Origin of the sequence: Micromonospora sp. NPDC005367 (assembly GCF_040606825.1) — a bacterium.
GTDB lineage: Bacteria > Actinomycetota > Actinomycetes > Mycobacteriales > Micromonosporaceae > Micromonospora.
In genome coordinates, this window is record NZ_JBEXFP010000056.1 from 21311 (window position 1) to 42356 (window position 21046).

Sequence of the window (21046 nt, forward strand, 5' to 3'; positions counted from 1 at the left end):
GGCAACCGAATTTCGATCCCGGCGGTGGGGGGCCCGGGCGTCGAACCGCGGTGCGGCGGGCAGCGCCGTGTCACCTCGGATTCCGGGTGCGGACGTCCGCCGCTGATCGGCCGACATGCGCGGGCGCTCGAGCGTCGCGCCGGAGCCGGTCCGGGACGGCCCACCGGGTTTCCTGTCCCAACCGGACACCGTGTCCAGCGGGCGTTAGAGTACTTAGCCGGCCGTGGCGTCGCCCGGGTGCTCCGGCCTGGCCGGCTGAGCCCGGCGGGCCGATGCCGCGGTCCGCGTCGTGAACGAGGTCGTCCCGGCGGGCCGATCCGCTGATCTCCGATCAGTCGTGGACGGAAGGAGAGCCTGATGTCTTCCTTTGACGCGTTCGAACTCCGCGAAGGCTCACGCCGGCGAGCAGCCGGCCGCCCCCGGGGTCCGGAACTGGTTGGTGTGGCGGACGTCGAGGGGCCGAACGGTCTGCGGTTACGCCACTACCGCCCGGGGGAGCAGGCGCGGCCGCAGGTGGTGTTCGCGCACGGCGGTGGGTTCGTCCTGGGTGACCTGGACACCCATGACCGCCTGTGCCGACGTCTCGCCGACGCCTGTGACGTGGAGGTGCTGGCCGTCGACTACCGGCGCGCGCCCGAACACCCCTATCCGGCCGCGATCGACGACGTGGTCGCGGTGCTGCGCTGGGCCCGGCCGGCCGCGGTCGCCGGCGACAGCGCCGGTGGCTACCTGGCGACCATGGCCTGCCTTCGACTGCGGGACGCGGGTGAGCAGCTGCCTTTGGCGCAGATCCTGTTCTTCCCCAACACCGACCTGACACTCTCGCAGCCGAGTGTCGTCGAAGAGGGGACCGGTCACGCGTTGGACACCGACTTCCTCGTCTGGGCGGTCGAGCAGTTCACGCCCGAGGCCGCCGACCGGGCCGCGGCCAGCCCGCTGCTGGCGCCGGACCTGCACGGCCTGCCGGACACGATCATCGTGACTGCCGAGCACGACGCGCTGCGCGATGAGGGAAACGCCTACGCCCGTCGGCTCACCGAGGCCGGGGTGCGGGTGTTGCACCGCCAGGAGGCCGGCCTGGAGCACAACTTCGTCCAGCAGGACGCGACCTCCCCGCAGGCCGCCGCCGCCGACGATCGGGTGTTCGCGGACGTCAGGACCCTGCTCCAGCGCTGAGTCGGCGGTCGCGGGCGGCATGCGCGGGCGCCGCGCTGAGCGGCGAAGCTCGGTTCCCGTTCGGCGGATCGACTCGGGCTGCCGACGCGGCTGTCCCTGACCGGCCGCCGGACCCACCGTTCTGCCGGTAATGTGCCGATATGCCGACGTCTGGCATCAAGGGCGCGTGCCCTGGGCGTCGAGCCGGTGTCGTCGCCGGCTACAGGGGGGAACGCCGTGACCGAGCGGCAGCAACCGGGCGTGCCCGAGACCGGACCGGCGGCGCGGCCGTTGGGGGCCACCAGCGCGGCCGCGCGCGACAGCGCGCGACTCGCGCTGGTCATCGGCGCGCTGGGGGTGGTCTTCGGCGACATCGGCACCAGCCCGATCTACGCGATGCAGACGGTGTTCAACCCCAGCGATCCGCATCCCGTCCCGATCAGCACGCAGAACGTGTTCGGGGTGGTATCACTGGTGTTCTGGACCGTGATGATCATCGTCACGGTCACGTACGTGCTGCTGGCACTGCGCGCCGACAACGACGGCGAGGGCGGCATCATGGCCCTCATCACCCTGCTGCGCCGCAACGTACGGCGCGGCGGGCGCGCCGTACCGCTGCTCGCGGCACTCGGCATCTTCGGGGCCGCGCTGTTCTTCGGCGACAGCATGATCACGCCCGCGATCTCCGTGCTGTCCGCTGTCGAGGGCCTCAAGGTCGTCGAACCCTCGCTGGGTGAGCTCGTCGTGCCCATCACCGTGGTGATCATCGCGGCGCTGTTCTTCGCGCAGCGCCGGGGAAGCGCCGCGGTCGGTCGCCTCTTCGGGCCCATCATGATCGTCTGGTTCCTCACCGTCGCCGCATGCGGAGTGCGGGGCATCACGGCGCACCCGGACATCCTCAAGGCGCTCTCACCGACCTACGCGCTGGGGTTCCTGGCCGGTCGTTTCGAGGTCGCGTTCTTCGCCCTCGCCGCCATCGTGCTCGCCGTCACCGGCGCCGAGGCGCTCTACGCCGACCTGGGGCACTTCGGCCGCCGGTCGATAACCCGGGCCTGGCTCGTCCTGGTGTTTCCCGCGTTGGCGCTGAGCTATCTCGGCCAGGGTGCGCTGATCCTCAAGGACCCGAGCAACATCGGCGGTCCGTTCTTCCTGCTCGCGCCCGACTGGGGTCGACTGCCACTGACCCTGCTCGCCACCGTCGCGACGGTCATCGCCTCCCAATCAGTGATCACCGGGGCGTTCTCGGTCGCCTCGCAGGCCGCGGAACTCGGCTACCTGCCCCGGCTGAGGATCCTGCACACCTCCGAGTCCACCATCGGCCAGGTCTACGTGCCGTGGGTCAACTGGCTGCTGATGGTCGCGGTGCTCACCCTCGTCGTCGCCTACGGCAGCTCGGCGGGGCTGGCCTTCGCGTACGGCATGGCGGTGACCGCCACGATCACGATCAGCACGCTTCTCCTGTTCTACCTCGGCCGCTGGAAGTGGAAGGTCCCGCTGTGGCTGCTCGGTCTGGGCGCGGTGCCGCTGCTGGTGTGGGACCTGCTGCTCCTGGGGGCGAACGCGACCAAGCTGCTGCACGGCGCGTGGGTGCCGTTGCTGATCGGCCTCGCCGCGTTCACGATCATGACGACGTGGAAACGCGGACGCGAGATCGTCACCACCGAACGCCAACGGCATGAGGGCTCGTTGCGTGACTTCGTCGAGGAACTGCGCAAGGACGGCAGGCGGGCCCGGCACGTTCCCGGGACGGCCATCTTCCTCAACCGCGGCAAGCAGACCGTGCCGCTCGCGATGCGCGCCAACGTCGAGCACAACCACGTACGGCACGAACACGTGGTGATCCTCTCGATCGAGACCAAGCCGGTGCCCCGGGTCTCCGTGGACCAGCGGATCGTCGTGGACGACCTCGGCTACTCCGACGACGGCATCACCCACGTGAGCGCCTACTTCGGCTACATGGAGACCCCGGACGTGCCCGAGATGCTGCGGCGGCTGAACGCCCGTGACGTCGAGGGGCGGATCGAGGCCGACGAGGCGTCGTACTTCCTGTCGAAGATCGAGCTGCGCGCCGGCGGCCGGCCGACCATGCCACGCTGGCGCAAGCGGCTGTTCATCACGACCTCGTTCATCACCGCCGACGCCGCCGAACACTTCTGCCTGCCGCGCGATCGCACGGTCATCATGGGTTCGTACATCGAGGTGTAGGCCGTCGCGTCGCCCGCGGGACAGCCCCGTCGGGCGGCGCGTCTTGTCGCCGCCCGGCCGCGTACCCCCACCGGCACCGTCGAGGGGATCGAGGAAGCCGGTCACTGACGAGGCAGACCCAGACGTCGTCGGTCCGACCGGCCGCAGCGCCGGCCGAGCCGATCCGGGCTCAGGCGGTGGGCGGGCGGCCGGCAGGCAGGGACTGGGTGCCGAGCACGGTGACCAGGGCGAGCCGTTCGGCGTCCTCGGTGTCCGGCGCAGCGGTGTAAACCATGATCCGTAGATCGCTGCCGGCGACGGAGAGCACGTCGCAGTCCAGCGTCAGCGGGCCCACGTACGGATGCTCGACGGTCTTGCGGGCGGTCTCGTGCCGTCCGACGGCGCCGGCGTCCCACAGTTCGGCGAATCGTCCGCTGCCTTCCCGTAGCTGCCCGATCAGCCGGCGCAGGTGCGGGTCGGCCGGGTAGCGGCCGGCGGCGGTACGCAGGTCGGCGACGAGGGCGGCTTCGAACCCGCGCCGCTCCTCCGGGCTGAGCCGGACCCGGGAGCCGGGACCGAGGAAGTGCCGCCACACGCCGTTGCGTTCGTTGCCCCGCCAGGCCGACGGGTCGCCCATCAGCGCCGCGTACGGCGGGTTGGCCACGAGAAGCGTCCAGGCGGCGTCGTAGACCGCGACGGGTACACCGGCCATGCGGTCGAGCAGCCGCTGAACGCTGGGGGTGATGACGGCGGGCATCGTCTGCGGGGCCGGCTGTGCCAGCCCGGCCATCCGGTAGAGGTGGGCGCGCTCGGGGTCGGACAGCCGCAGCGCCCTGGCCAGGGCCGCGACGACCTGTGCCGAGGGGTGGGAGGCGCGGCCCTGTTCGAGGCGGGTGAGGTAGTCGACGGAGATGCCGGCGAGCAGTGCGAGCTCCTCGCGGCGTAGGCCGGCCGCGCGTCGAGGTCCGCCGGCGGGCAGGCCCGCGGCCTCGGGCGGCACCCGGTCGCGCCAGCGCCGCACCGACTGCCCGAACTCCGCCGTCGTCATGTCCCCAGTCTGCCCCGTCGGACGACGCCCAGGGTGGCCCTGGTGTTCCCAGGAAGGCTGGACGCCTGGCTGGTCGCCGGCTGCCGGTGCAGCGTTGAGGGCATGACGACGACATTGATCACTGGAGCCAACAAGGGACTCGGGTTCGAGACCGCCCGGCGGCTGCTGGCTGCGGGGCACACCGTCTGGATCGGTAGCCGGAACGCGGATCGCGGCCGTGCCGCCGCCGAGCGCCTCGGCGCACGGTTCGTCCTGCTCGACGTCACCGACGACTCCTCGGTCGCGGCGGCGGTGCGGACCGTCGAGGCGGCGGGCAGCGGCCTGGACGTGCTGGTCAACAACGCCGGCATCGAGGCCCGCAAACCGGACAACGGGATCGTCGGTGCGGCGGAGGTGACCGCCGAGGACATGCGGACGATGTTCGAGACGAACGTCTTCGGACTGGTCCGGGTCACTCACGCGTTCCTGCCCCTGCTGCGGCGTTCCGCCGCCCCGGTGGTGGTGAACGTGAGTAGCGGGCTGGCGTCGGTGAGCATGCTGACCGACCCGACTGCGCCGGCGTACGGGTATCCGGGGGTGGCGTATCCCGCCTCGAAGGCGGCGGTCAACATGGTGACGGTGCAGTACGCGAAGGCGTTGCCCGAGATGAGGATCAACGCGGTGGAGCCCGGATTCACGGCGACGGACCTGAACGGCCGAACGGGCACGCAGACCGTCGAGGAGGGCGTCGAGATCATCGTCAGGATGGCCCAGGTGGACCGGGACGGCCCGACCGGGGCCTACTTCGACGCCAACGGCCGCCTGCCTTGGTGATCTCCGGCAGCGGCCATCGGTACGAGACCGGCGCCGTGGAGTCCACCCGTCTCGGGACGGCCCACGTCAGTCTCGCGGAACGTCGCGGGCGGCGGCTTCGAGTTCGGCGACACTGCCCGACATGATGGTGCGCAGGTGCGCGGTGATTTGGTCGGTGGGCCAGTCCCACCAGGCCACGGCCAGCAGCCGGGCGATGTCCTGGTCGCTGTAGCGGGTGCGGATGAGGCGAGCCGGGTTGCCGGCGACGATGCCGTAGTCGGCTACGTCGGCGGTGACCACGGCGCCGGTTCCGATGATCGCGCCGTGTCCGATCCGTACGCCCGGCATGATCGTTGTGCCGTAGCCGAACCAGACGTCGTTTCCGACGACGGTGTCGCCTCGGTTGGGTAGGCCGGTGAGCAGGTCGAAGTGTTCGGACCAAAGGCCGCCCATGGTGGGGAAGGGGAAGGTCGAGGGACCGTCCATCCGGTGGTTGGCGCCGTTCATGATGAACCGCACACCGGTGCCGAGCGCGCAGAACTTGCCGATGATCAGCTTCTCCGGCCCGTAGTGGTAGAGCACGTTGCGCGTCTCGAACGCGGTCGCGTCGTCCGGGTCGTCGTAGTAGGAGTACTCCCCGACCTCGATCAGAGGGGACTTCACCAGCGGCTTGAGCAGCACCACGCGTGGCTGCTCGGGCATCGGATGGAGGCGGGTCGGGTCGGCGGGCAGAGGCATGGGGGAGCGGCTCCTCGTGGGTCGTGGGTCCGTGACCAGGCCCATGATCGCGAGATCCCGCCTGTCCAGCACACCCATTTTCCGGCCCGTGTCGCCTCGGATCGGTGAGGGCTCTCCAGTCGGCGGCAGACGTGACGCACCGCTTCCGACACACTCCAACGCCCCGATCAGGCTACAACCTATCTTCCTAGGATGCCTTACGCGACGTGCGCCCTCGCACCTCGTTTGCACCGAGCCACACCGGGCACGCACCGGGGGAACGCCGCAACCAAGGAGGCGAGATGAGCTTCACCGACAAGGCCAAGAACAAGATGGAGCAGATGACCGGTGCCGCGAAGGAGCGGGTCGGCGATATGACCAACAACGAGAGCATGCGGGCGGAGGGCGCCACGCAGCAGAGCGAGGCGCGGGTCAAGCAGGCCGGTCAGAGCGCCAAGGAAACCGGCAAGAACGCACGCGACGCCTTCCGGTGACGGTGTGAGCGGCGGCGGCCCAGGGGTTGATCCCTGGGCCGCCGCTCCGTATCCGGCGCGGCCGGTCGAACTACCCTCAGGGCGTGACCGTGCTGCGTTCGTTGCTGCTTTTCGCCCTGGCCGCGCTCGCCGAGATCGGCGGGGCCTGGCTCGTCTGGCAGGGGTGGCGGGAGCACCGGGGGCTGTGGTTCGTCGCCGCTGGGGTGGTCGCGCTCGGGATCTACGGCTTCGTGGCGACGTTCCAGCCCGATCCGAACTTCGGCCGGATCCTCGCCGCGTACGGTGGCGTGTTCGTGGCCGGATCGCTGGTGTGGGGTGTGCTGGTGGACGGGTTCCGCCCGGACCGGTGGGACGTGACCGGCGCCGTCATCTGCCTGTTCGGAGTCGCGGTGATCATGTACGCGCCGCGTTGACCCGGCGGCCTCCCGGGTGACCGTCGATCAGCAGCATCCCGGCCAGGAGCACGATCACCACGGCGAGACGCAACGCGGCGCCGACGGTGGCGCCGAGCGGGATGGTGGCGAGCACCAGGGCGGCGGTGATCAGTCGGCTGGGACGACGGCCGGTACCGAGGATCCGGCGGGCGTCGGCGATGACGAGCAGGCTGTGCCGTTCGACGAAGTGCGGGGCGCGGATGTGGAAGCTGGCGGCCGCGCTCAGCCAGGCGTAGCCGGAGTATAGGTACCGGAGCAGGCCGAAGATCAGGATGACGCGGCCCAGCCCACTCCAGTCGAGGTGTTCCTCGAGGGTGCGGGGTAGTCGGCTGGTCGGGCTGGTGGAGGTCGGCTGTTTCCCGTCACCCCCGCGGTGGGCGGGGGTGACGGCTCGTCGTTGTCAGTCGTCGCGGTGTTCGGTCCACCATGCCTGGCCGGATTCGGGCAGGGTGTCGATCGGGTCGTAGTAGGCGTATCGGCGGTTGAGGGCTTCGAGGTCGGCGGATTCGATGGAGGTGCGGTAGTTCTTGGTCCAGTAGGAGATGCCGCGCTCGCGGTCGTACTCGGTGAGCATGTGTACCCAGCGTTTGCCGACGAAGGGGACGTCGCAGACGATCCGTGGGGTGGCGTAGCCGGGCAGGTAGCCCATGATGTCGTGCTGGAGCTGCTGGGCGTGCCAGACGGGGACCCGCCAGTGTTCGGCGTTGGGGATCATGTCGCACATGTAGAAGTAGTAGGGCAGGATGCCGGCCTCGCCTTGCAGGGCGAAGCAGAGGTCGAGCAGGTCGCGGCTGGTGGCGTTGACGCCGCGCATGAGGACACCCTGGTTGCGGACGTCACGGACTCCGACGTCGAGGGCGGTCTGGGCGGCGCGGGCGACCAGTGGGGTGAGTGACTGGGCGTGGTTGACGTGGGTGTGGATGGCGAGGTTGACGCCGCGGCGGGCGGCGGTGCGAGCGACGCGTTCGAGGCCTTCGACCACGTCGGGCTGGAGCCAGTGCTGTGGTAGGCCCATGAGCGCCTTGGTGGCGAGCCGGATGTCGCGGATGGTCTCGATCTCCAGCAGGTGCATCAGGTACGACTCGAGGTTGCGCCACGGCACGTTGGCGACGTCGCCGCCGGAGACGACCACGTCGCGTACGCCCGGGTGGGCCTTGAGGTAGCTGATGTGGGCGTCGTAGCGGTCGACGGGTTTGAGGGTGAGTTTGAGCTTGTCGACGGCGGGGGTGGAGTTGCCGACGAGGTCCATGCGGGTGCAGTGCCCGCAGTACTGCGGGCAGGTGGAGAGCAGCTCGGCGAGGACCTTGGTGGGGTAGCGGTGGGTGAGGCCTTCGGCGACCCACATGTCGTGTTCGTGCAGTGAGTCGCGGCTGGCGTAGGGGTGTGAGGGCCAGTCGATGCGCCGGTCGGAGGCGACGGGGATCATGTAGCGCCGGATGGGGTCGGCCAGGAACGCCTCGGTGGTCATGGGGGCGAACGGGACCATGGTGTTGAGCATCTGCGGCGGTACGAGCATCGACATGGTGGCGTGCGCGCTCTGGTCGGTGGCGAGGTCGTCGTAGAAGGTGTCGTCGACCAGGTCGCCGAGGACGGCGCGGAGTTGCTTGATGTTCTTGATGCAGTTGACCCGTTGCCATTGGGCGGATTCCCACTGTTCGCGGGTGATGTCGCGCCAGCCGGGGAAGCGGGTCCAGTCGGGTTCGACGAGTGGGGTTCGTCGGTATTCGTAGGGCTGGCCGGCGGTGGGCGCGGCGACCGGGGTGGGGCGGGCTGTGGGGATGGTCTCCACCGGTTGGGTCTGGGTCACGGCCCCTCCTCGTGTCGTGCGGTTGATCAGCCGCCCGAAGGCTACTGGAAAATCTGCGGCCTAGAAATTAGTCTGCCGGAAGTTTTCCCGCGATGCGAGCCTTGACCGGGGCTTCGGGCGGTTGGACAGGGGGAGGTCGGCGTGACGTCACCGGTGGGTCTGCACCGCGTCGTGGAACCGGCGGGGGTGCTGCCGCAGGCGGCCTGGCGGCTGGATGCGAGTCCGGAGATCGCGGCGAACGAGGTGCGGATCCGGGTGGAGCGGCTGAACCTGGACGCGGCGAGTTTCCGGCAGCTGTGGGAGAAGCACGGCGGTGACGGGGATGCGGTGCGCGCCGAGGTGCTGGAGATCGTCGGCACGCGGGGGAAGATGCAAAACCCGGTGACCGGTTCGGGCGGGATGCTGATCGGCACTGTGGAGGAGGCGGGCCGCCGGTCGCCGCTGGGGTTGGCGCCGGGGCGGCGGGTGGCGACGCTGGTGTCGTTGACGTTGACGCCGCTGGTGATCACCGACGGGTTGGCGCGCTGGGACGGTCGCAGTGAGCAGGTGCCGTGCGACGGGTACGCGATCTTGTTCGCCCGGTCGATCGCCGCGGTGTTGCCGCCGGACGAGGATCCGCAGTTGTCGCTGGCGGTGCTGGACGTGTGTGGGGCGCCGGCGTTGACGGCGCGGGTGGTGTCACGATATGTGACGGATCGGGTGCGGGACGGTGATGCCCGGCCGGTGACGGTGGCGGTGATCGGCGGGGCGGGTAAGAGTGGCTCGCTGTCTCTTGCGGCGGCGCGGCGGGCGGGCGCGGGCCGTACGGTCGGGGTGGTGCCGGTGGCGGCGGAGCGGGACGCGCTGGCGGCGGCGGGTTTGGCCGATGCGGTGGCGTTGGCCGACGCCAGGGATCCGGTGGCGGTGTCGACGGCGGTGACCACGGCGTTGGGTGTGCCGGCGGACGTGACGGTGGTGTGCGTGGACGTGCCGGGTTGCGAGCACGGGGCGATCCTGGGCACCGCGGACGGCGGCACCGTGATCTTCTTCTCGATGGCGACGAGTTTCGCCGGGGCGGCGCTGGGCGCGGAGGGCCTCGCGGCGGACGTGACGATGCTGGTGGGCAACGGGTACGTGCCGGGGCACGCGGAGTTGGCGTTGGGGTTGCTGCGCGCGGAGCCGGGGGTCCGTCGGCTCTTCGAGTCCCGGTTGGCGGCAGACTGAGGTCATGACGAACCCCTCGACGTTGTACCGCGGTGGCATGTTGCACTGCCCCGCCGACCCGAACGCGACCGCGCTGCTGGTTTCCGGTGGGCGGATCACTTGGCTGGGGGTGGACGCGGACGCGCCCGTGGCCGATCGGGTGGTGGATCTGGGCGGGGCGTTGGTGACGCCGGCGTTCGTGGACGCGCACGTGCATGCGACGGATACCGGGTTGGCGTTGTCGGGGCTGGATCTGTCGGGGGTGCGTTCGGCGGGGGAGCTGTTGGACGCGGTGGCCGGGTTCGCGGCGGGCTTGCCGGTGGACGCGGTGGTGCTGGGTCACGGCTGGGACGAGTCGCGTTGGGGCGCGCCGCAGTTGCCGGACGCGGTGGCGTTGGACCGGGCGGCCGGTGGTCGGCGGGTGTACCTGTCGCAGGCGTCGATCCATTCGGCGTTGGTGTCGCGGGCGATGCTGGCGGCGGTGCCGGAGGTGGTGGCCGCGGCGGGGTTCGACGAGTCGGGGTGGGTGCGTCGTGACGCGCACCACGTGGTTCGGGCCGCGGCGTTCGGGTCGGTGCCGCGGGCGCAGCGGGTGGCGGCGCAGCGGCTGGCGTTGGCGCAGGCGGCGTCGTTGGGGGTCGCGGCGGTGCACGAGTGCGGTGGGCCGGGGATCTCCGACGAGGAGGACTTCACGGGTTTGCTGGGCATCTCGGGTGCGGGTGTGCCGGAGGTGTACGGGTACTGGGGTGAGTTGGGTGGTGCCGCGCGGGCCCGGGAGTTGGGTGCGGTGGGTGCCGGTGGTGATCTGTTCGCGGACGGGGCGTTGGGTTCGCGTACCGCTCATCTGTCGCAGCCGTACCTGGACGGGGAGGGCGTCGGGCATGGCTACCTGTCGGCGGAGCAGGTGCGTGAGCATCTGCTGGACTGTGCGGCGCACGGGTTGCAGGGCGGGTTCCACGCGATCGGGGACGCGGCGATCGGCACGGTCCTTGAGGGGTTCGCGTCGGTGGTGCGGCAGCTGGGTGTGGAGCGGGTGCGTGCGGCGCGGCACCGCATCGAGCATGCGGAGATCGTGGACAAGCGGCTGATCGCCGGGTTCGTGGAGTACGGGATCGTGGCGAGCATGCAGCCGGCGTTCGACCGGTTGTGGGGTGGCGCGGGTGGCATGTACGAGTCGCGGTTGGGGTTGGCGCGGTCGTTGGCGTCGAATCCGATGGGTGCGATGCATTCCGTCGGGGTGGCGTTGGCGTTCGGGTCGGATTCGCCGGTGACGCCGGTGGATCCGTGGGGGTCGGTGCGGGCGGCGGCGGCGCATCACAGTGCTGCGCAGCGGATGAGTGTGCGGGCGGCGTTCGCGGCGCACACCCGTGGCGGGTGGCGGGCGGTGCATCTGGACAACGAGGGGGTGCTCGCGTTGGGTGCGCCGGCGACGTTCGCGGTGTGGGACACGCCGGCGGGGGTTGATCGGGGTTTGCCGGTGTTGCTGGCCGACGATCCGGAGTTGCGGGGGCCGCAGGATCCGACGCCGCTGCCGGTGTGCCGTCGCACGGTGTTGCGCGGTGACGTGATCTATGAGGAAGGGTCTGCGTGAGGAAGCGAATCATCGGGCATGTCGGCGTGGCGTGTCGAAGCGGGGCGGCGGCGTGACCGGGAAGCTTGATCTTGATCCGGTGCTGGTGGCGCGGGCGCGGGAGTTGGCGCGGCGCGCGGGGCAGCCGGTGGTGGACCTGGCCCGTAGCCATACGACGGTGTCGGTGGAGCGGGCGGTGTTGCGGCTGGCCGGGGTGACCGGCGCCGACCCGGACGGTATTCCGTGGGTGAACCGTCTGGTGGATGCGGTGGTGGCGGATGTGGGTCTGGGCCACGGGGTGGCGGCGGCGGTGTTCGACGCGCTCACGCGGGAGGATCTGACGGATGTGACGTTGCTGGCGCAGAAGGCCGCCGCCGGGTCGGTGCGGTTCAGCCAGCCCACCGGCAAGGCCGCCACGGCTGCCCGGCGGGCGGCCCGGAGGGCGGTCGCCGCGGGGGTGCGGCAGATCGACCGGCGCCGGGCCGAGCGGGATCGTCTGGTGCGGCGGTACGGGGATCCGAAGCAGCGGCCGTGGATCTACCTGATCGTGGCGACCGGTGACATCTATGAGGACATTCCGCAGGCGCAGGCGGCGGCGCGGGCGGGCGCGGACGTGATCGCGGTGATCCGGTCGACCGGGCAGTCGTTGCTGGACTACGTGCCGGAGGGTGCGACGCGGGAGGGGTTCGCCGGCACGTATGCGACGCAGGAGAACTTCCGGTTGATGCGGGCGGCGTTGGATGTGTCGTCGAAGGAACTGGGCCGGTACGTGCGGTTGACGAACTACGCGTCCGGGTTGTGCATGCCGGAGATGGCGACCCTGGCGGGCCTGGAACGCCTGGACATGATGTTGAACGACTCGATGTACGGGATCCTGTTCCGGGACATCAATCCGATTCGGACGTTCGTGGATCAGCGGTTCTCGCGGCAGGTGCACGCGCGGGCGGGAATCATCATCAACACCGGGGAGGACAACTACCTCACCACCGCCGACGCGGTGGAGGAGGCGCACACGGTGACGGTGTCGCAGCTGCTCAACGAGTTCTTCGCGCACGAGGCGGGGTTGGCGGACTGGCAGTTGGGGTTGGGGCACGCGTTCGAGATCAACCCGGATGTGCCGGAGTCGTTCCGGCTGGAGTTGGCGCACGCGTTGCTGGCGCGGGAGTTGTTCCCGGACGCGCCGCTGAAGTGGATGCCGCCGACGAAGCACATGACCGGGGACGTGTTCCGCGGGAACCTGCTCGACGGGTTCTTCAACCTGGCGGGGACGATGACCGGGCAGGGCATCCTGCTGGTGGGGATGATGACCGAGGCGGTGGTGACGCCGTGGTTGTCGGACCGGGACATCGCGTTGCAGAACGTGCGTTACGTGCTGGGCGCGGCGGGTGGGTTGCACGAGGATTTCGTGCCGGCGCCGGGCGGGTTCATCCAGCAGCGGGCGTACGCGGTGCTGCGTGAGGCGGTGGACCTTTTGGAGCGGATCGGTGGGCAGTCGTTGTTGACGGCGATCGCCGAGGGCACGTTCGGCATCATGAAACGCCCACCGGACCGGGGCAAGGGCTTGGACGGGGTGGCGCGGCACGAGGCGGACTACTGGAATCCGGCCACGGAGATCCTGGAGGCGGAACCGGCGGGTGTGCGTGGTGACGTGGCGGGCTCGGGTGTGACGGCGGGCCGGTCGTGAGCGCGGGCGGTGTCGAGAAGAAGATCGTGCGGCCGTACGGGGACACCACCGGTGACGGGATGGTGCAGGTGTCGTTCACGTTGCCGGTGCCGCACGACAAGCGGGCCGAGGGCGCGGCGATCCAGTTGGCCGCGAAGATGGGCATCGACCCGGCGATGCTGGTGCACGCGAAGCAGATGGGCGACGGGTACACGTTCTTCGTCGTGTACGGGCGGGTGAACCATCTGGTGGACGTGTCCGCGGTGCAGGTGGTGGAGCGGGACTATCCGTTGCTGTCGGCCAAGGAGGTCAACGCCCTGGTGCGGCAGAAGCTGCGGCGCAAGTTGTCGGTGGTGGGGGCGTGCATCGGCACGGACGCGCACACGGTGGGCATCGACGCGATTTTGAACGTCAAGGGCATCGCGGGGGAGAAGGGCCTGGAGTACTACCGGGAGTTGAAGGTGACCAACCTCGGTGCGCAGGTGAGCGTGCCGGAGCTGGTGGAGGCGGCCCGGGTGGAGAAGGCGGACGCGGTGCTGGTGTCGCAGGTGGTGACGCAGCGCGACGCGCATCTGCACAACACGCGGGAGATGTCGGCGGCGTTCCGGGAGGCCATGCCGGCGGGGCGGCGTCCGTTGCTGATCGTGGGTGGGCCGCGGTTCGACGAGACGATGGCCGAGGAGTTGGGTGTGGACCGGATCTTCGGCCGGGGCACCACGCCGGGTGAGGTGGCCAGTTACCTGACGCACGCGCTGGTCACGAACAGGAAGGCGAAGGTATGACGGGGCAGGATCCGCGGTTGGGGTTGATGGTGACGCACCGGCGGTACGTGCCGTACTCGCACGCCCACTATGCGGGGAACCTGGTCGACGGGGCGTACGCGTTGGGCTTGTTCGGGGATGTCGCCACCGAGGTGTGCATCCGTACCGACGGCGACGAGGGGTTGTTCGCCGGTTACGCCGATGTGCGGTTCCTCGCTCCGATCCGGGCCGGCGACGTGGTGGAGGTGACCGCGCGGGTCGCCCGGATCGGCACCCGCAGCCGGACGTTGGAGTTGAGCTGCGCGGTGGTGTGCCGGGGCCGCCCGGATCGGGGTGAGTCGGCCGCGGAGGTGCTGGACGCGCCGGTCGTGGCGGTCACCGCCACCGGCACGGTGGTCGTGCCGCCGGCGGCGTGAACGTCGCGGTCTGCGCCGACGTCGGGTCGACGTACACGAAGGTGGCGGTGGTCGACCTGGACGGCGGTGAGCTGGTGGCGGCGGCCGCGGCGCCGACGACGGTCGGCACGGACGTGCTGCACGGCCTGGACGCGGCCGTCGCGGCGGCGACGGCCGGTCTGGGCGCTGGGGATCCGGCCTGGTACGTGTGCTCGTCGGCCGGCGGTGGGCTGCGGTTGGCGGTGGTCGGCTACGAGCAGCTCGTGACCGCGCAGGCGGGCCGGCGGGTGGGTTTGTCGGCGGGCGCGAACGTGGTGCACGTGGCTGCGGGCCGGTTGGGTGCGGCGGAGCTTCGTGCGTTGCGGGCGGCCCGCCCGGATGTGGTGTTGCTGGTCGGTGGCACCGACGGTGGGGACGCCGAGGTGTTGACGCACAACGCGACCCGGCTGGCGCGGGCCCGGTGGCGGGTGCCGGTGGTGCTGGCCGGCAACGTCGAGGTGCGGGCGGAGCTGGCGGCGGCGTTGGCGGTGGCCGGGGTGCCGGTGACGGTGGCCGACAATGTGCTGCCCCGCATCGGCGTGCTCGCGCCCGAGTCGGCGCGTTCGGCGATCCGGGAGGTGTTCCTGCGGCATGTGATCGGCGGGAAGCGGTTGTCGCGGGGGGCCCGGTTCGCGCGGCTGGTGCGGGCGGCCACCCCGGACGCGGTGCTGACCGGGGTGGAGGTGCTCGCCGACCGGGTCGGCGGGGACCTGGCGGTGGTGGACGTCGGTGGGGCGACCACCGATGTGTATTCGGTGCTGACTCCTGACGAGCGGGCCACCGGGCCGGGTCGTGAGGTGGCCGGTTCGCTGTGGCGGGCCCGCACCGTGGAGGGGGACCTGGGGATGCGGTGGAGTGCGCCGGGGGTGGTGCGGGCGGCGGCCGAGGAGCGGCTGCTCGGTCCGGGGGAGCAGGAGGAGCTGACGCGGGCGGCGGCGGTGCGGGCCGCCGAGCCGGGGTTTTTGCCCGCAGGCGCGGCGCAGCAGGAGGCGGAGCGGCGGATCGCGGAGTTGGCCGCGACGGTGGCGCTGCGCCGGCATGCCCGCGGTGGCGCCACCGGTGAGCGGGCCGGCCGGGATCTGCGGGACGTGCGGCTGGTCGTGGGTTCCGGTGGTGTGCTGCGGCACGCCCCGGCCGGGCAGGCGGTGCAGGTGCTCAGCGCGGTGCTGGCCGATCACGCCGGTGGGTGGCCGTTGCCGAGGGCGGCGCGGCCGGTGGTGGACGTGGAGTACGTGTTGGCTGCCGGTGGGTTGCTCGCGGCGGAGCATCCGCAGGTGGCGGGGGTGTTGCTGGGTCGGCATCTGGGCGTGGATTGATGTTTCCGGTCACGACACGCCGGGCTGCGACACGCGAAAGGCCGGGGGCGGGTTGACACGGCCTGGGGGGCAGCACGTACCGTCTTTGAGTCCTACTACGGGAAGCGGCTGTTGTTCGCTTCGTCCCTTCGTCCGCTGGCCGAGCGACACAGTTGTTCGTCGCGGCGGCCAGGTCCAGCGGGCGGGGGTCGGCGGGGCGGCGCGAACCGGCCGCGGTAACCGGTGTACGGGTGGAGTGAGGCGCACGGCCAGTAGACAACGGCCCGGCGGGGGCAGCCAGTCCGCGTCTGGTCGGTCCGAAGGTCGGCGTGCCGCATTCTTGCCCCACCGGCCGGGAAGGGCCTGGGAGCATCGGGGCGCGGCGTTGGCCGCGCCCCGATTTTCATGTCCGGGCGCCGGTCGTGGTGGGGTCAGCGGGCGTGGGGTCGGGCCCGCACGTGCAGGCGTTCCCCTTGCGGGCCGAACAGGTTGATCACCTCGGCGGTGTCGGGGCCCGGGTTGAGCAGTCGGTGCGGTACCCGGGTGTCGAATTCGGCGACCTCCCCCGGGGTGAGGATCAGGTCGTGGTCGCCGAGCAGCAGCCGCAGCCGGCCGGAGAGCACGTAGAGCCACTCGTAGCCCTCGTGGGTCTGCTGGCCGGGGTCGCCGGTGGGGGTGCCGGGCGGCAGGATCTGTTTGAACGCCTGCGGCCCACCCGGGCGGCGGGTCAGCGGCAGGAACGTCATGCCGTGGCGCACGATCGGGCGGGCCTGTACGCGCGGGTCGCCGACGTGGGGTGCGCCGACGAGTTCGTCGAGGGGCACCTGGTGGGCGCGGGCCAGCGGCAGCAGTAGTTCCAGGGTGGGGCGGCGGCCGCCGGACTCCAGCCGGGACAGGGTGCTCACCGAGATGCCGGTGTCGTCGGCGAGCTGGCTCAGTGTGGTGCCGCGTTGTTTACGCAGGGCCCGTAGCCGCGGGCCGACCTCGGCTAGCAACACCTCGTCGTTTGCCATACCAGCAACATTACTTGTCGTTGTGGCGGTGGTGGGTGCAGCGTGGGCGGCGAGCGGAACACGACCGGGAGGTGTCTCAGGTGGGCGACAGGTATGACGTGGTGGTGGTCGGCGGCGGTGCGGCGGGACTCGCCGGGGCGCTGGCCCTGGCGCGGGCGCGCCGCTCGGTGCTGGTGGTGGACGCCGGTGAGCCGCGCAACGCCCCCGCCGAGGGGGTGCACAACTACCTGACCCGGGAGGGCGCCGCGCCAGGTGAGCTGCTGGCCGCCGGGCGGGCCGAGGTCACCGGCTACGGCGGAAAGGTCGTCACCGGCGCCGTGGCGGGTGTCGCCCGCGACGACACCGGGTTCACCCTCACCCTCACCGACTCGACAGTGGTGCGGGCGCGGCGGCTGCTGGTCACCACCGGGCTGGTCGACGAGCTACCCGACATGCCCGGCCTGGCGACGCGGTGGGGCCGGGACGTGCTGCACTGCCCGTACTGCCACGGATGGGAGGCCCGCGACCGGCGCATCGGGGTGCTCGCCACCGGACCGACCGGCGTGCAGCAGGCGCTGCTGTGGCGGCAGTGGAGCCCGCACGTGCTGCTGCTGGTGCACGACGCGCCGCAGCCCAGCGGTGACGAGCTGGAACAGCTCTCCGCCCGGGAGATCACCGTTGTGGACGGCCCCGTGGAGGAACTCGTGGTGGCCAGTGACGCGCTCACCGGGGTGCGGCTGGCCGACGGCGCTGTCGTCGACCTCGACGCGCTGGTGGTGGCGCCCCGGTTCACCGCCCGCGCCGGGCTGCTCGCCGAGCTGGGCCTCACCGCCGTCGAAGCGGAGCTGGGCGGGCACGTGTCCGGCACCCAGATCCCCGCCGACCCGACCGGTGCCACCACCGTGCCGGGAGTGTGGGTGGCCGGCAACGTCGCCGACGTACGCGCCCAGGTGATCGGCGCCGCCGCCGCCGGCCTGACCGCCGGCGCGGCGATCAACGCGGACCTGGTGGCGGAGGACACCCGCGAGGCCGTGCGGGAACGCCGGCACCGGGTCGCGACCATGTTCACCGAGCAGGCGTGGGAGCAGCGGTACTCGTCCCGGCCGTCGGTGTGGAGCGGACGACCCAACCCGCAGCTGGTGGCCGAGGCCACCGGCCTGCCCCCGGGCCGGGCCCTGGACGTGGGCAGCGGCGAGGGCGCCGACGCGGTGTGGCTCGCCCGGCGAGGCTGGCAGGTCACCGCCGTGGACATCTCCCGGGTCGCGCTGGAGCGGGCCGCCGCGCACGCCGAGGACGCCGGCGTCGCCGACCGCGTCGAGTGGATCCACGCCGACGTGCGGGAGCAGCCACCCGTCGAAGCCGGCTACGACCTGGTGAACGCCCAGTTCATGCACCTGCCCGGCGATGAACGCGATGTCCTGTTCGCCCGGCTGGCCGCCGCCGTCGCCGTGGGCGGCACCCTGCTGATCGTCGGGCACCATCCGTGGGACCTGCGCACCAGCATCAACCGGATGCACCTGCCGGAGATGATGTACACCGCCGAGGATGCCGCGGCGGTGCTCGACCCGGCCGGGTGGGACGTGCGGGCCGAGGCGCGGCCCCGTACGGTGGTGGACCCGCAGGGGCGGGAGGTCACCATCCACGACGCGGTACTCGTGGCGCGCCGCCGTTCGTGACGGGCCCACCCGGCCGGGTAGCCTTCACCACCGTGATCGTGCTGAGGCGCCCGTGACGACCGTCGACCCGGACGAGAAGCGAACCGACGGGGCGCGGCCGCGCCCGGCCGTCCCGCGTCCGCTGCCGCTTGCGGTCGCGGTGCCGGTGGCGGTGGCGGCGGGCCTGGCGCTGCTGGTGGCGTTCCCCCCGTACGGAGTGTGGCCGCTGGCGCCGGTCGGGGTGGCGTTGCTGGCCGCCGCGACCCACCGGCGGCGGCTGCGCGCCGGCGCCGGACTGGGTTTTCTGACCGGGCTGGCGTTCTTCGCGCCGCTGCTGGCCTGGACGAATCTGCACACCGGTTTGCTGCCGTGGGTGCTGCTGTCGCTGCTTCAGGCCGGCTATCTGGCGCTGCTCGGCGCCGCCACGGCCTGGGTGTCGCCGCTGGTCGACCGGGCCCGGTGGTGCTGGGCGCCGCTGACCGGGGTGCTCTGGGTGGGGCAGGAGGCGCTGCGGGACCGCACACCGTTCGGTGGGTTCCCGTGGGGGCGGCTGGCGTTCAGCCAGGGCGACTCGCCGCTGCTGCGGCTGGCCGCGCTCGGCGGCGCCCCGCTGGTGACGTTCGCCGTCGCCACGGCCGGTGGGCTGCTGCTGGCCGCCGGATGGCGGCGGTGGGACGTCGGCCGGTGGCGGCAGACCCGGTGGTGGCTGCCGGTGGCCGGGCTGACCGTCGGGGCGGTGCTGCTGTGCACGGCGGGACTGCTGGTGCCGGTGGGACGTGCCGGAGGCGGCGCGACGGTCACCGTCGCGATCGTGCAGGGCAATGTGCCGCGCCTGGGCCTGGACTTCAACGCCCAACGGCAGGCGGTGCTCAACAACCACGTCGACGCCACCCTGGAGCTGGCCGGCCGGGTCGCCGCCGGTGCGCAGCCGCGCCCCGATCTGGTGGTGTGGCCGGAGAACTCCAGCGACATCGATCCGCTGCGCAACCCGACCGCCGGGGCGCGGATCTCCCAGGCCGCCGACACGATCGGCGCGCCGATCCTGGTCGGGGCGGTGCTGCTCGGTCCCGACGCCGGGCAGGTCCGCAACGCCGGCATCCTGTGGCGCCCCGGCAGCGGCCCCGATCTGGACCAGCTGTACGTGAAGCGGCACCCGGTGCCGTTCGCCGAGTACGTGCCGCTGCGGAACATCGCCCGGATGGTCAGCAAGGAGGTCGACCGGGTGCGGTCCGATTTCGTGGCGGGTAGTACCCCGGGCGTGGTGCGGGCCGGCGCGGTGCCGCTCGGCGACGTGATCTGCTTCGAGGTGGCGTACGACGAGGTGGTCCGGGACACCGTCACCGGCGGCGCACAGCTGCTCGTGGTGCAGACCAACAACGCCACCTTCGACGTGGCTGAGGCCCGCCAGCAGTTGGCCATGGTGCAGTTGCGGGCGGTGGAACACGGCCGACCGGCTCTGATGGCCTCCACGGTCGGGGTGTCCGGGTTCGTCGCCCCGGACGGGCGGGTAAGCGACGCCACCGGGTTCAACACCCGTGAGGTGGTCGTGCGGCAACTGGCCCTGGCCGACGGGCGCACGCTGGCCACCCGGGTGGGACTGTGGCCGGAGGTGGTGTTGGCCGGCCTGGCCGTGGCCGCCCTGGCCGCGGCGGCGGTGTTGCGCCGCCGGCAGCGCGTCGGGCCCGGATAGGCCCAGCCGGTACGCCGGCGGGGAGCGGAGGGGGGACCGTGAGCGAGGCGACCGACCCGACACGTCGCGCAGGCGTCGACGGTGTCGGCAGGGTGCTGGTGGTGATCCCCACCTACAACGAGGCCGACAATGTCAGTGACATTGTGGGCCGGGTACGACGGGAAACACCGGCGGTGGAAATTCTCGTCGCCGACGACAACAGTCCCGACGGCACCGGGGTGATCGCCGACGCGCTCGCCGCCACCGACCCGCGGGTGCACGTGCTGCACCGGAAGGGCAAGGAAGGGCTGGGCGCGGCCTACCTGGCCGGTTTCGAGTGGGCGCGGGAACGCGGCTACGACGCGGTGGTGGAGATGGACGCCGACGGGTCACACGCCCCGGAGGACCTGCCGGCGCTGCTTTCCGCCGCCCGCGACGCCGACGTGGTGATCGGGTCGCGGTGGACCAGGGGCGCGCGGGTGGTGAACTGGCCGCTGCGGCGGCTGGCGTTGTCCCGCTGCGGCAACCTGTACGCGCGGCTGGCGCTGGGTATGCCGGTCTCCGACGCCACCGGCGGCTACCGGGTCTACCGGCGCGGCGCGTTGGACGCGATGGACCTGTCGTCGGTCTGCTCGCAGGGCTACTCGTTCCAGGTGGAGCTGTCCCGTCTGGCGCACCGGGCGGGCATGCGGATCGTCGAGGTGCCGATCACCTTCGCCGAACGGGAACACGGCAGCAGCAAGATGAACGCGCTGATCGTGGCCGAGGCGCTGTGGCGGATAACCACCTGGGCCGTTCAGGACCGGGGACGGGCGTGGCGGCGCGGCCTGGGTCGGGCGTCGTGAGGTTGAGCCCCGACGTGTCATGCTGGACGAGGGCGCCCGGCGCCAAGGGCGCCACGGGACGACCGATGGGGTGAGATGCGCCGAGGACTGAGGTTCGTACCACTGGCTCTGCTGGGCGCGGTGGCGATCGAGCTGGCGGTGTTCGTCCTGGTGGGGCGGGCCGTCGGGTTCGGGGTGGCGGTGCTGCTGGTGTTCGCGGTGTCGCTGCTGGGGCTGGTGCTGCTGCGTCGCGAGGGGATGCGCGCCTGGCGGGGCTGCGCCGGCACGACCACCCGTTCGTCAGCGCTGTCCGATCGCCTACCCTGCGTCGTCCCGTCCATACCTGTTCCGGCATTCCGCTGCGCCGTGG

At 71.6% G+C, this 21046-nt stretch carries 20 protein-coding genes and 1 pseudogene; 16 read left to right on the plus strand and 5 right to left on the minus strand.

Translation table 11 applies throughout. The features are described from left to right. The first annotated feature begins 357 nt into the window (after positions 1 to 357). Positions 358 to 1176: an alpha/beta hydrolase gene (locus ABZS42_RS27705; protein ID WP_355150140.1), complete on the plus strand. Its 819-nt coding sequence runs from the start codon at positions 358 to 360 to the stop codon at positions 1174 to 1176. A 216-nt stretch (positions 1177 to 1392) separates the two neighbouring features. Further along, a complete protein-coding gene (locus ABZS42_RS27710; RefSeq protein ID WP_355150142.1) occupies positions 1393 to 3360 on the plus strand; it encodes a potassium transporter Kup in 1968 nt (655 codons plus the stop codon). 169 nt (positions 3361 to 3529) lie between these two features. Here ABZS42_RS27710 and ABZS42_RS27715 read toward each other — a convergent pair whose 3' ends face one another. Beyond that, on the minus strand, positions 3530 to 4387 hold the full coding sequence (locus ABZS42_RS27715) for a helix-turn-helix transcriptional regulator (RefSeq protein WP_355150144.1): 858 nt from the start codon (positions 4385 to 4387) through the stop codon (positions 3530 to 3532). A 102-nt stretch (positions 4388 to 4489) separates the two neighbouring features. Here ABZS42_RS27715 and ABZS42_RS27720 point away from each other — a divergent pair, with 102 nt between their 5' ends. Beyond that, a complete protein-coding gene (locus tag ABZS42_RS27720) occupies positions 4490 to 5200 on the plus strand; it encodes an SDR family NAD(P)-dependent oxidoreductase (protein WP_355150146.1) in 711 nt (236 codons plus the stop codon). 66 nt (positions 5201 to 5266) lie between these two features. On the opposite strand, the gene ABZS42_RS27725 is transcribed toward ABZS42_RS27720, so the two are convergent. After that, complete coding sequence (locus ABZS42_RS27725) at positions 5267 to 5881, minus strand: CatB-related O-acetyltransferase (protein ID WP_355150170.1); 615 nt, start codon at positions 5879 to 5881, stop codon at positions 5267 to 5269. Between the two features lie 317 nt (positions 5882 to 6198). On the opposite strand from ABZS42_RS27725, the gene ABZS42_RS27730 reads away from it, so the two are divergent. Then, a complete protein-coding gene (locus ABZS42_RS27730; protein ID WP_355150147.1) occupies positions 6199 to 6390 on the plus strand; it encodes a CsbD family protein in 192 nt (63 codons plus the stop codon). Between the two features lie 83 nt (positions 6391 to 6473). Beyond that, positions 6474 to 6803, plus strand: a complete 330-nt coding sequence (locus tag ABZS42_RS27735; RefSeq protein WP_076471827.1) for a YnfA family protein — start codon at positions 6474 to 6476, stop codon at positions 6801 to 6803. Here ABZS42_RS27735 and ABZS42_RS27740 read toward each other — a convergent pair. Both ABZS42_RS27740 and ABZS42_RS27745 read right to left on the minus strand, forming a co-directional pair. After that, on the minus strand, positions 6784 to 6918 hold the full coding sequence (locus ABZS42_RS27740) for a hypothetical protein (RefSeq protein ID WP_355150150.1): 135 nt from the start codon (positions 6916 to 6918) through the stop codon (positions 6784 to 6786). The two genes, ABZS42_RS27735 and ABZS42_RS27740, sit on opposite strands and share 20 nt — an antisense overlap. Positions 6919 to 7224: 306 nt before the next feature. Beyond that, on the minus strand, positions 7225 to 8631 hold the full coding sequence (locus ABZS42_RS27745; RefSeq protein ID WP_355150152.1) for a lysine 2,3-aminomutase: 1407 nt from the start codon (positions 8629 to 8631) through the stop codon (positions 7225 to 7227). A 153-nt stretch (positions 8632 to 8784) separates the two neighbouring features. On the opposite strand from ABZS42_RS27745, the gene ABZS42_RS27750 reads away from it, so the two are divergent. Genes ABZS42_RS27750 through ABZS42_RS27775 form a run of 6 tightly spaced genes read left to right on the plus strand, consistent with a single transcriptional unit; the run spans position 8785 to position 15557 of the window. After that, entirely contained in the window at positions 8785 to 9834 is a 1050-nt protein-coding gene (locus tag ABZS42_RS27750; protein WP_355150172.1) for a zinc-binding alcohol dehydrogenase, read from the plus strand. Positions 9835 to 9838: 4 nt separating this feature from the next. Then, positions 9839 to 11404: an amidohydrolase family protein gene (locus tag ABZS42_RS27755; RefSeq protein ID WP_355150154.1), complete on the plus strand. Its 1566-nt coding sequence runs from the start codon at positions 9839 to 9841 to the stop codon at positions 11402 to 11404. A gap of 52 nt (positions 11405 to 11456) precedes the next feature. Further along, positions 11457 to 13067 (plus strand): lysine 5,6-aminomutase subunit alpha, encoded by a 1611-nt coding sequence (locus tag ABZS42_RS27760; protein WP_355150156.1) that lies wholly within the window; start codon positions 11457 to 11459, stop codon positions 13065 to 13067. Further along, the gene (locus tag ABZS42_RS27765) at positions 13064 to 13828 is read left to right on the plus strand and encodes an OAM dimerization domain-containing protein (RefSeq protein ID WP_355150158.1); all 765 of its coding nucleotides are present in this window, start codon (positions 13064 to 13066) and stop codon (positions 13826 to 13828) included. The genes ABZS42_RS27760 and ABZS42_RS27765 overlap by 4 nt, the downstream gene beginning before the upstream one ends. After that, positions 13825 to 14223, plus strand: a complete 399-nt coding sequence (locus ABZS42_RS27770) for a hotdog domain-containing protein (RefSeq protein WP_355150160.1) — start codon at positions 13825 to 13827, stop codon at positions 14221 to 14223. The genes ABZS42_RS27765 and ABZS42_RS27770 overlap by 4 nt, the downstream gene beginning before the upstream one ends. After that, a complete protein-coding gene (locus tag ABZS42_RS27775) occupies positions 14220 to 15557 on the plus strand; it encodes a glutamate mutase L (RefSeq protein WP_355150162.1) in 1338 nt (445 codons plus the stop codon). The genes ABZS42_RS27770 and ABZS42_RS27775 overlap by 4 nt, the downstream gene beginning before the upstream one ends. 410 nt (positions 15558 to 15967) lie before the next feature. Here the strand turns inward: ABZS42_RS27775 and ABZS42_RS27780 are convergent, their stop codons facing one another. After that, the gene (locus tag ABZS42_RS27780; RefSeq protein WP_355150164.1) at positions 15968 to 16549 is read right to left on the minus strand and encodes an XRE family transcriptional regulator; all 582 of its coding nucleotides are present in this window, start codon (positions 16547 to 16549) and stop codon (positions 15968 to 15970) included. A 71-nt stretch (positions 16550 to 16620) separates the two neighbouring features. Here ABZS42_RS27780 and ABZS42_RS27785 point away from each other — a divergent pair. The 5 genes and pseudogenes from ABZS42_RS27785 to ABZS42_RS27805 all read left to right on the plus strand — a co-directional run. Next, positions 16621 to 17562 (plus strand): annotated as a pseudogene (locus ABZS42_RS27785) (NAD(P)/FAD-dependent oxidoreductase); the annotation flags it as partial. Positions 17563 to 17589: 27 nt separating this feature from the next. Further along, positions 17590 to 18204 (plus strand): class I SAM-dependent methyltransferase, encoded by a 615-nt coding sequence (locus ABZS42_RS27790; protein WP_355150173.1) that lies wholly within the window; start codon positions 17590 to 17592, stop codon positions 18202 to 18204. Between the two features lie 121 nt (positions 18205 to 18325). Then, entirely contained in the window at positions 18326 to 19873 is a 1548-nt protein-coding gene (lnt, locus tag ABZS42_RS27795; protein ID WP_355150175.1) for an apolipoprotein N-acyltransferase, read from the plus strand. 38 nt (positions 19874 to 19911) lie between these two features. After that, positions 19912 to 20697, plus strand: a complete 786-nt coding sequence (locus ABZS42_RS27800) for a polyprenol monophosphomannose synthase (protein WP_355150166.1) — start codon at positions 19912 to 19914, stop codon at positions 20695 to 20697. A gap of 75 nt (positions 20698 to 20772) precedes the next feature. Then, positions 20773 to 21046 (plus strand): FxsA family protein (locus ABZS42_RS27805; protein WP_355150168.1); only part of this gene is annotated, 274 nt, incomplete at its 3' end.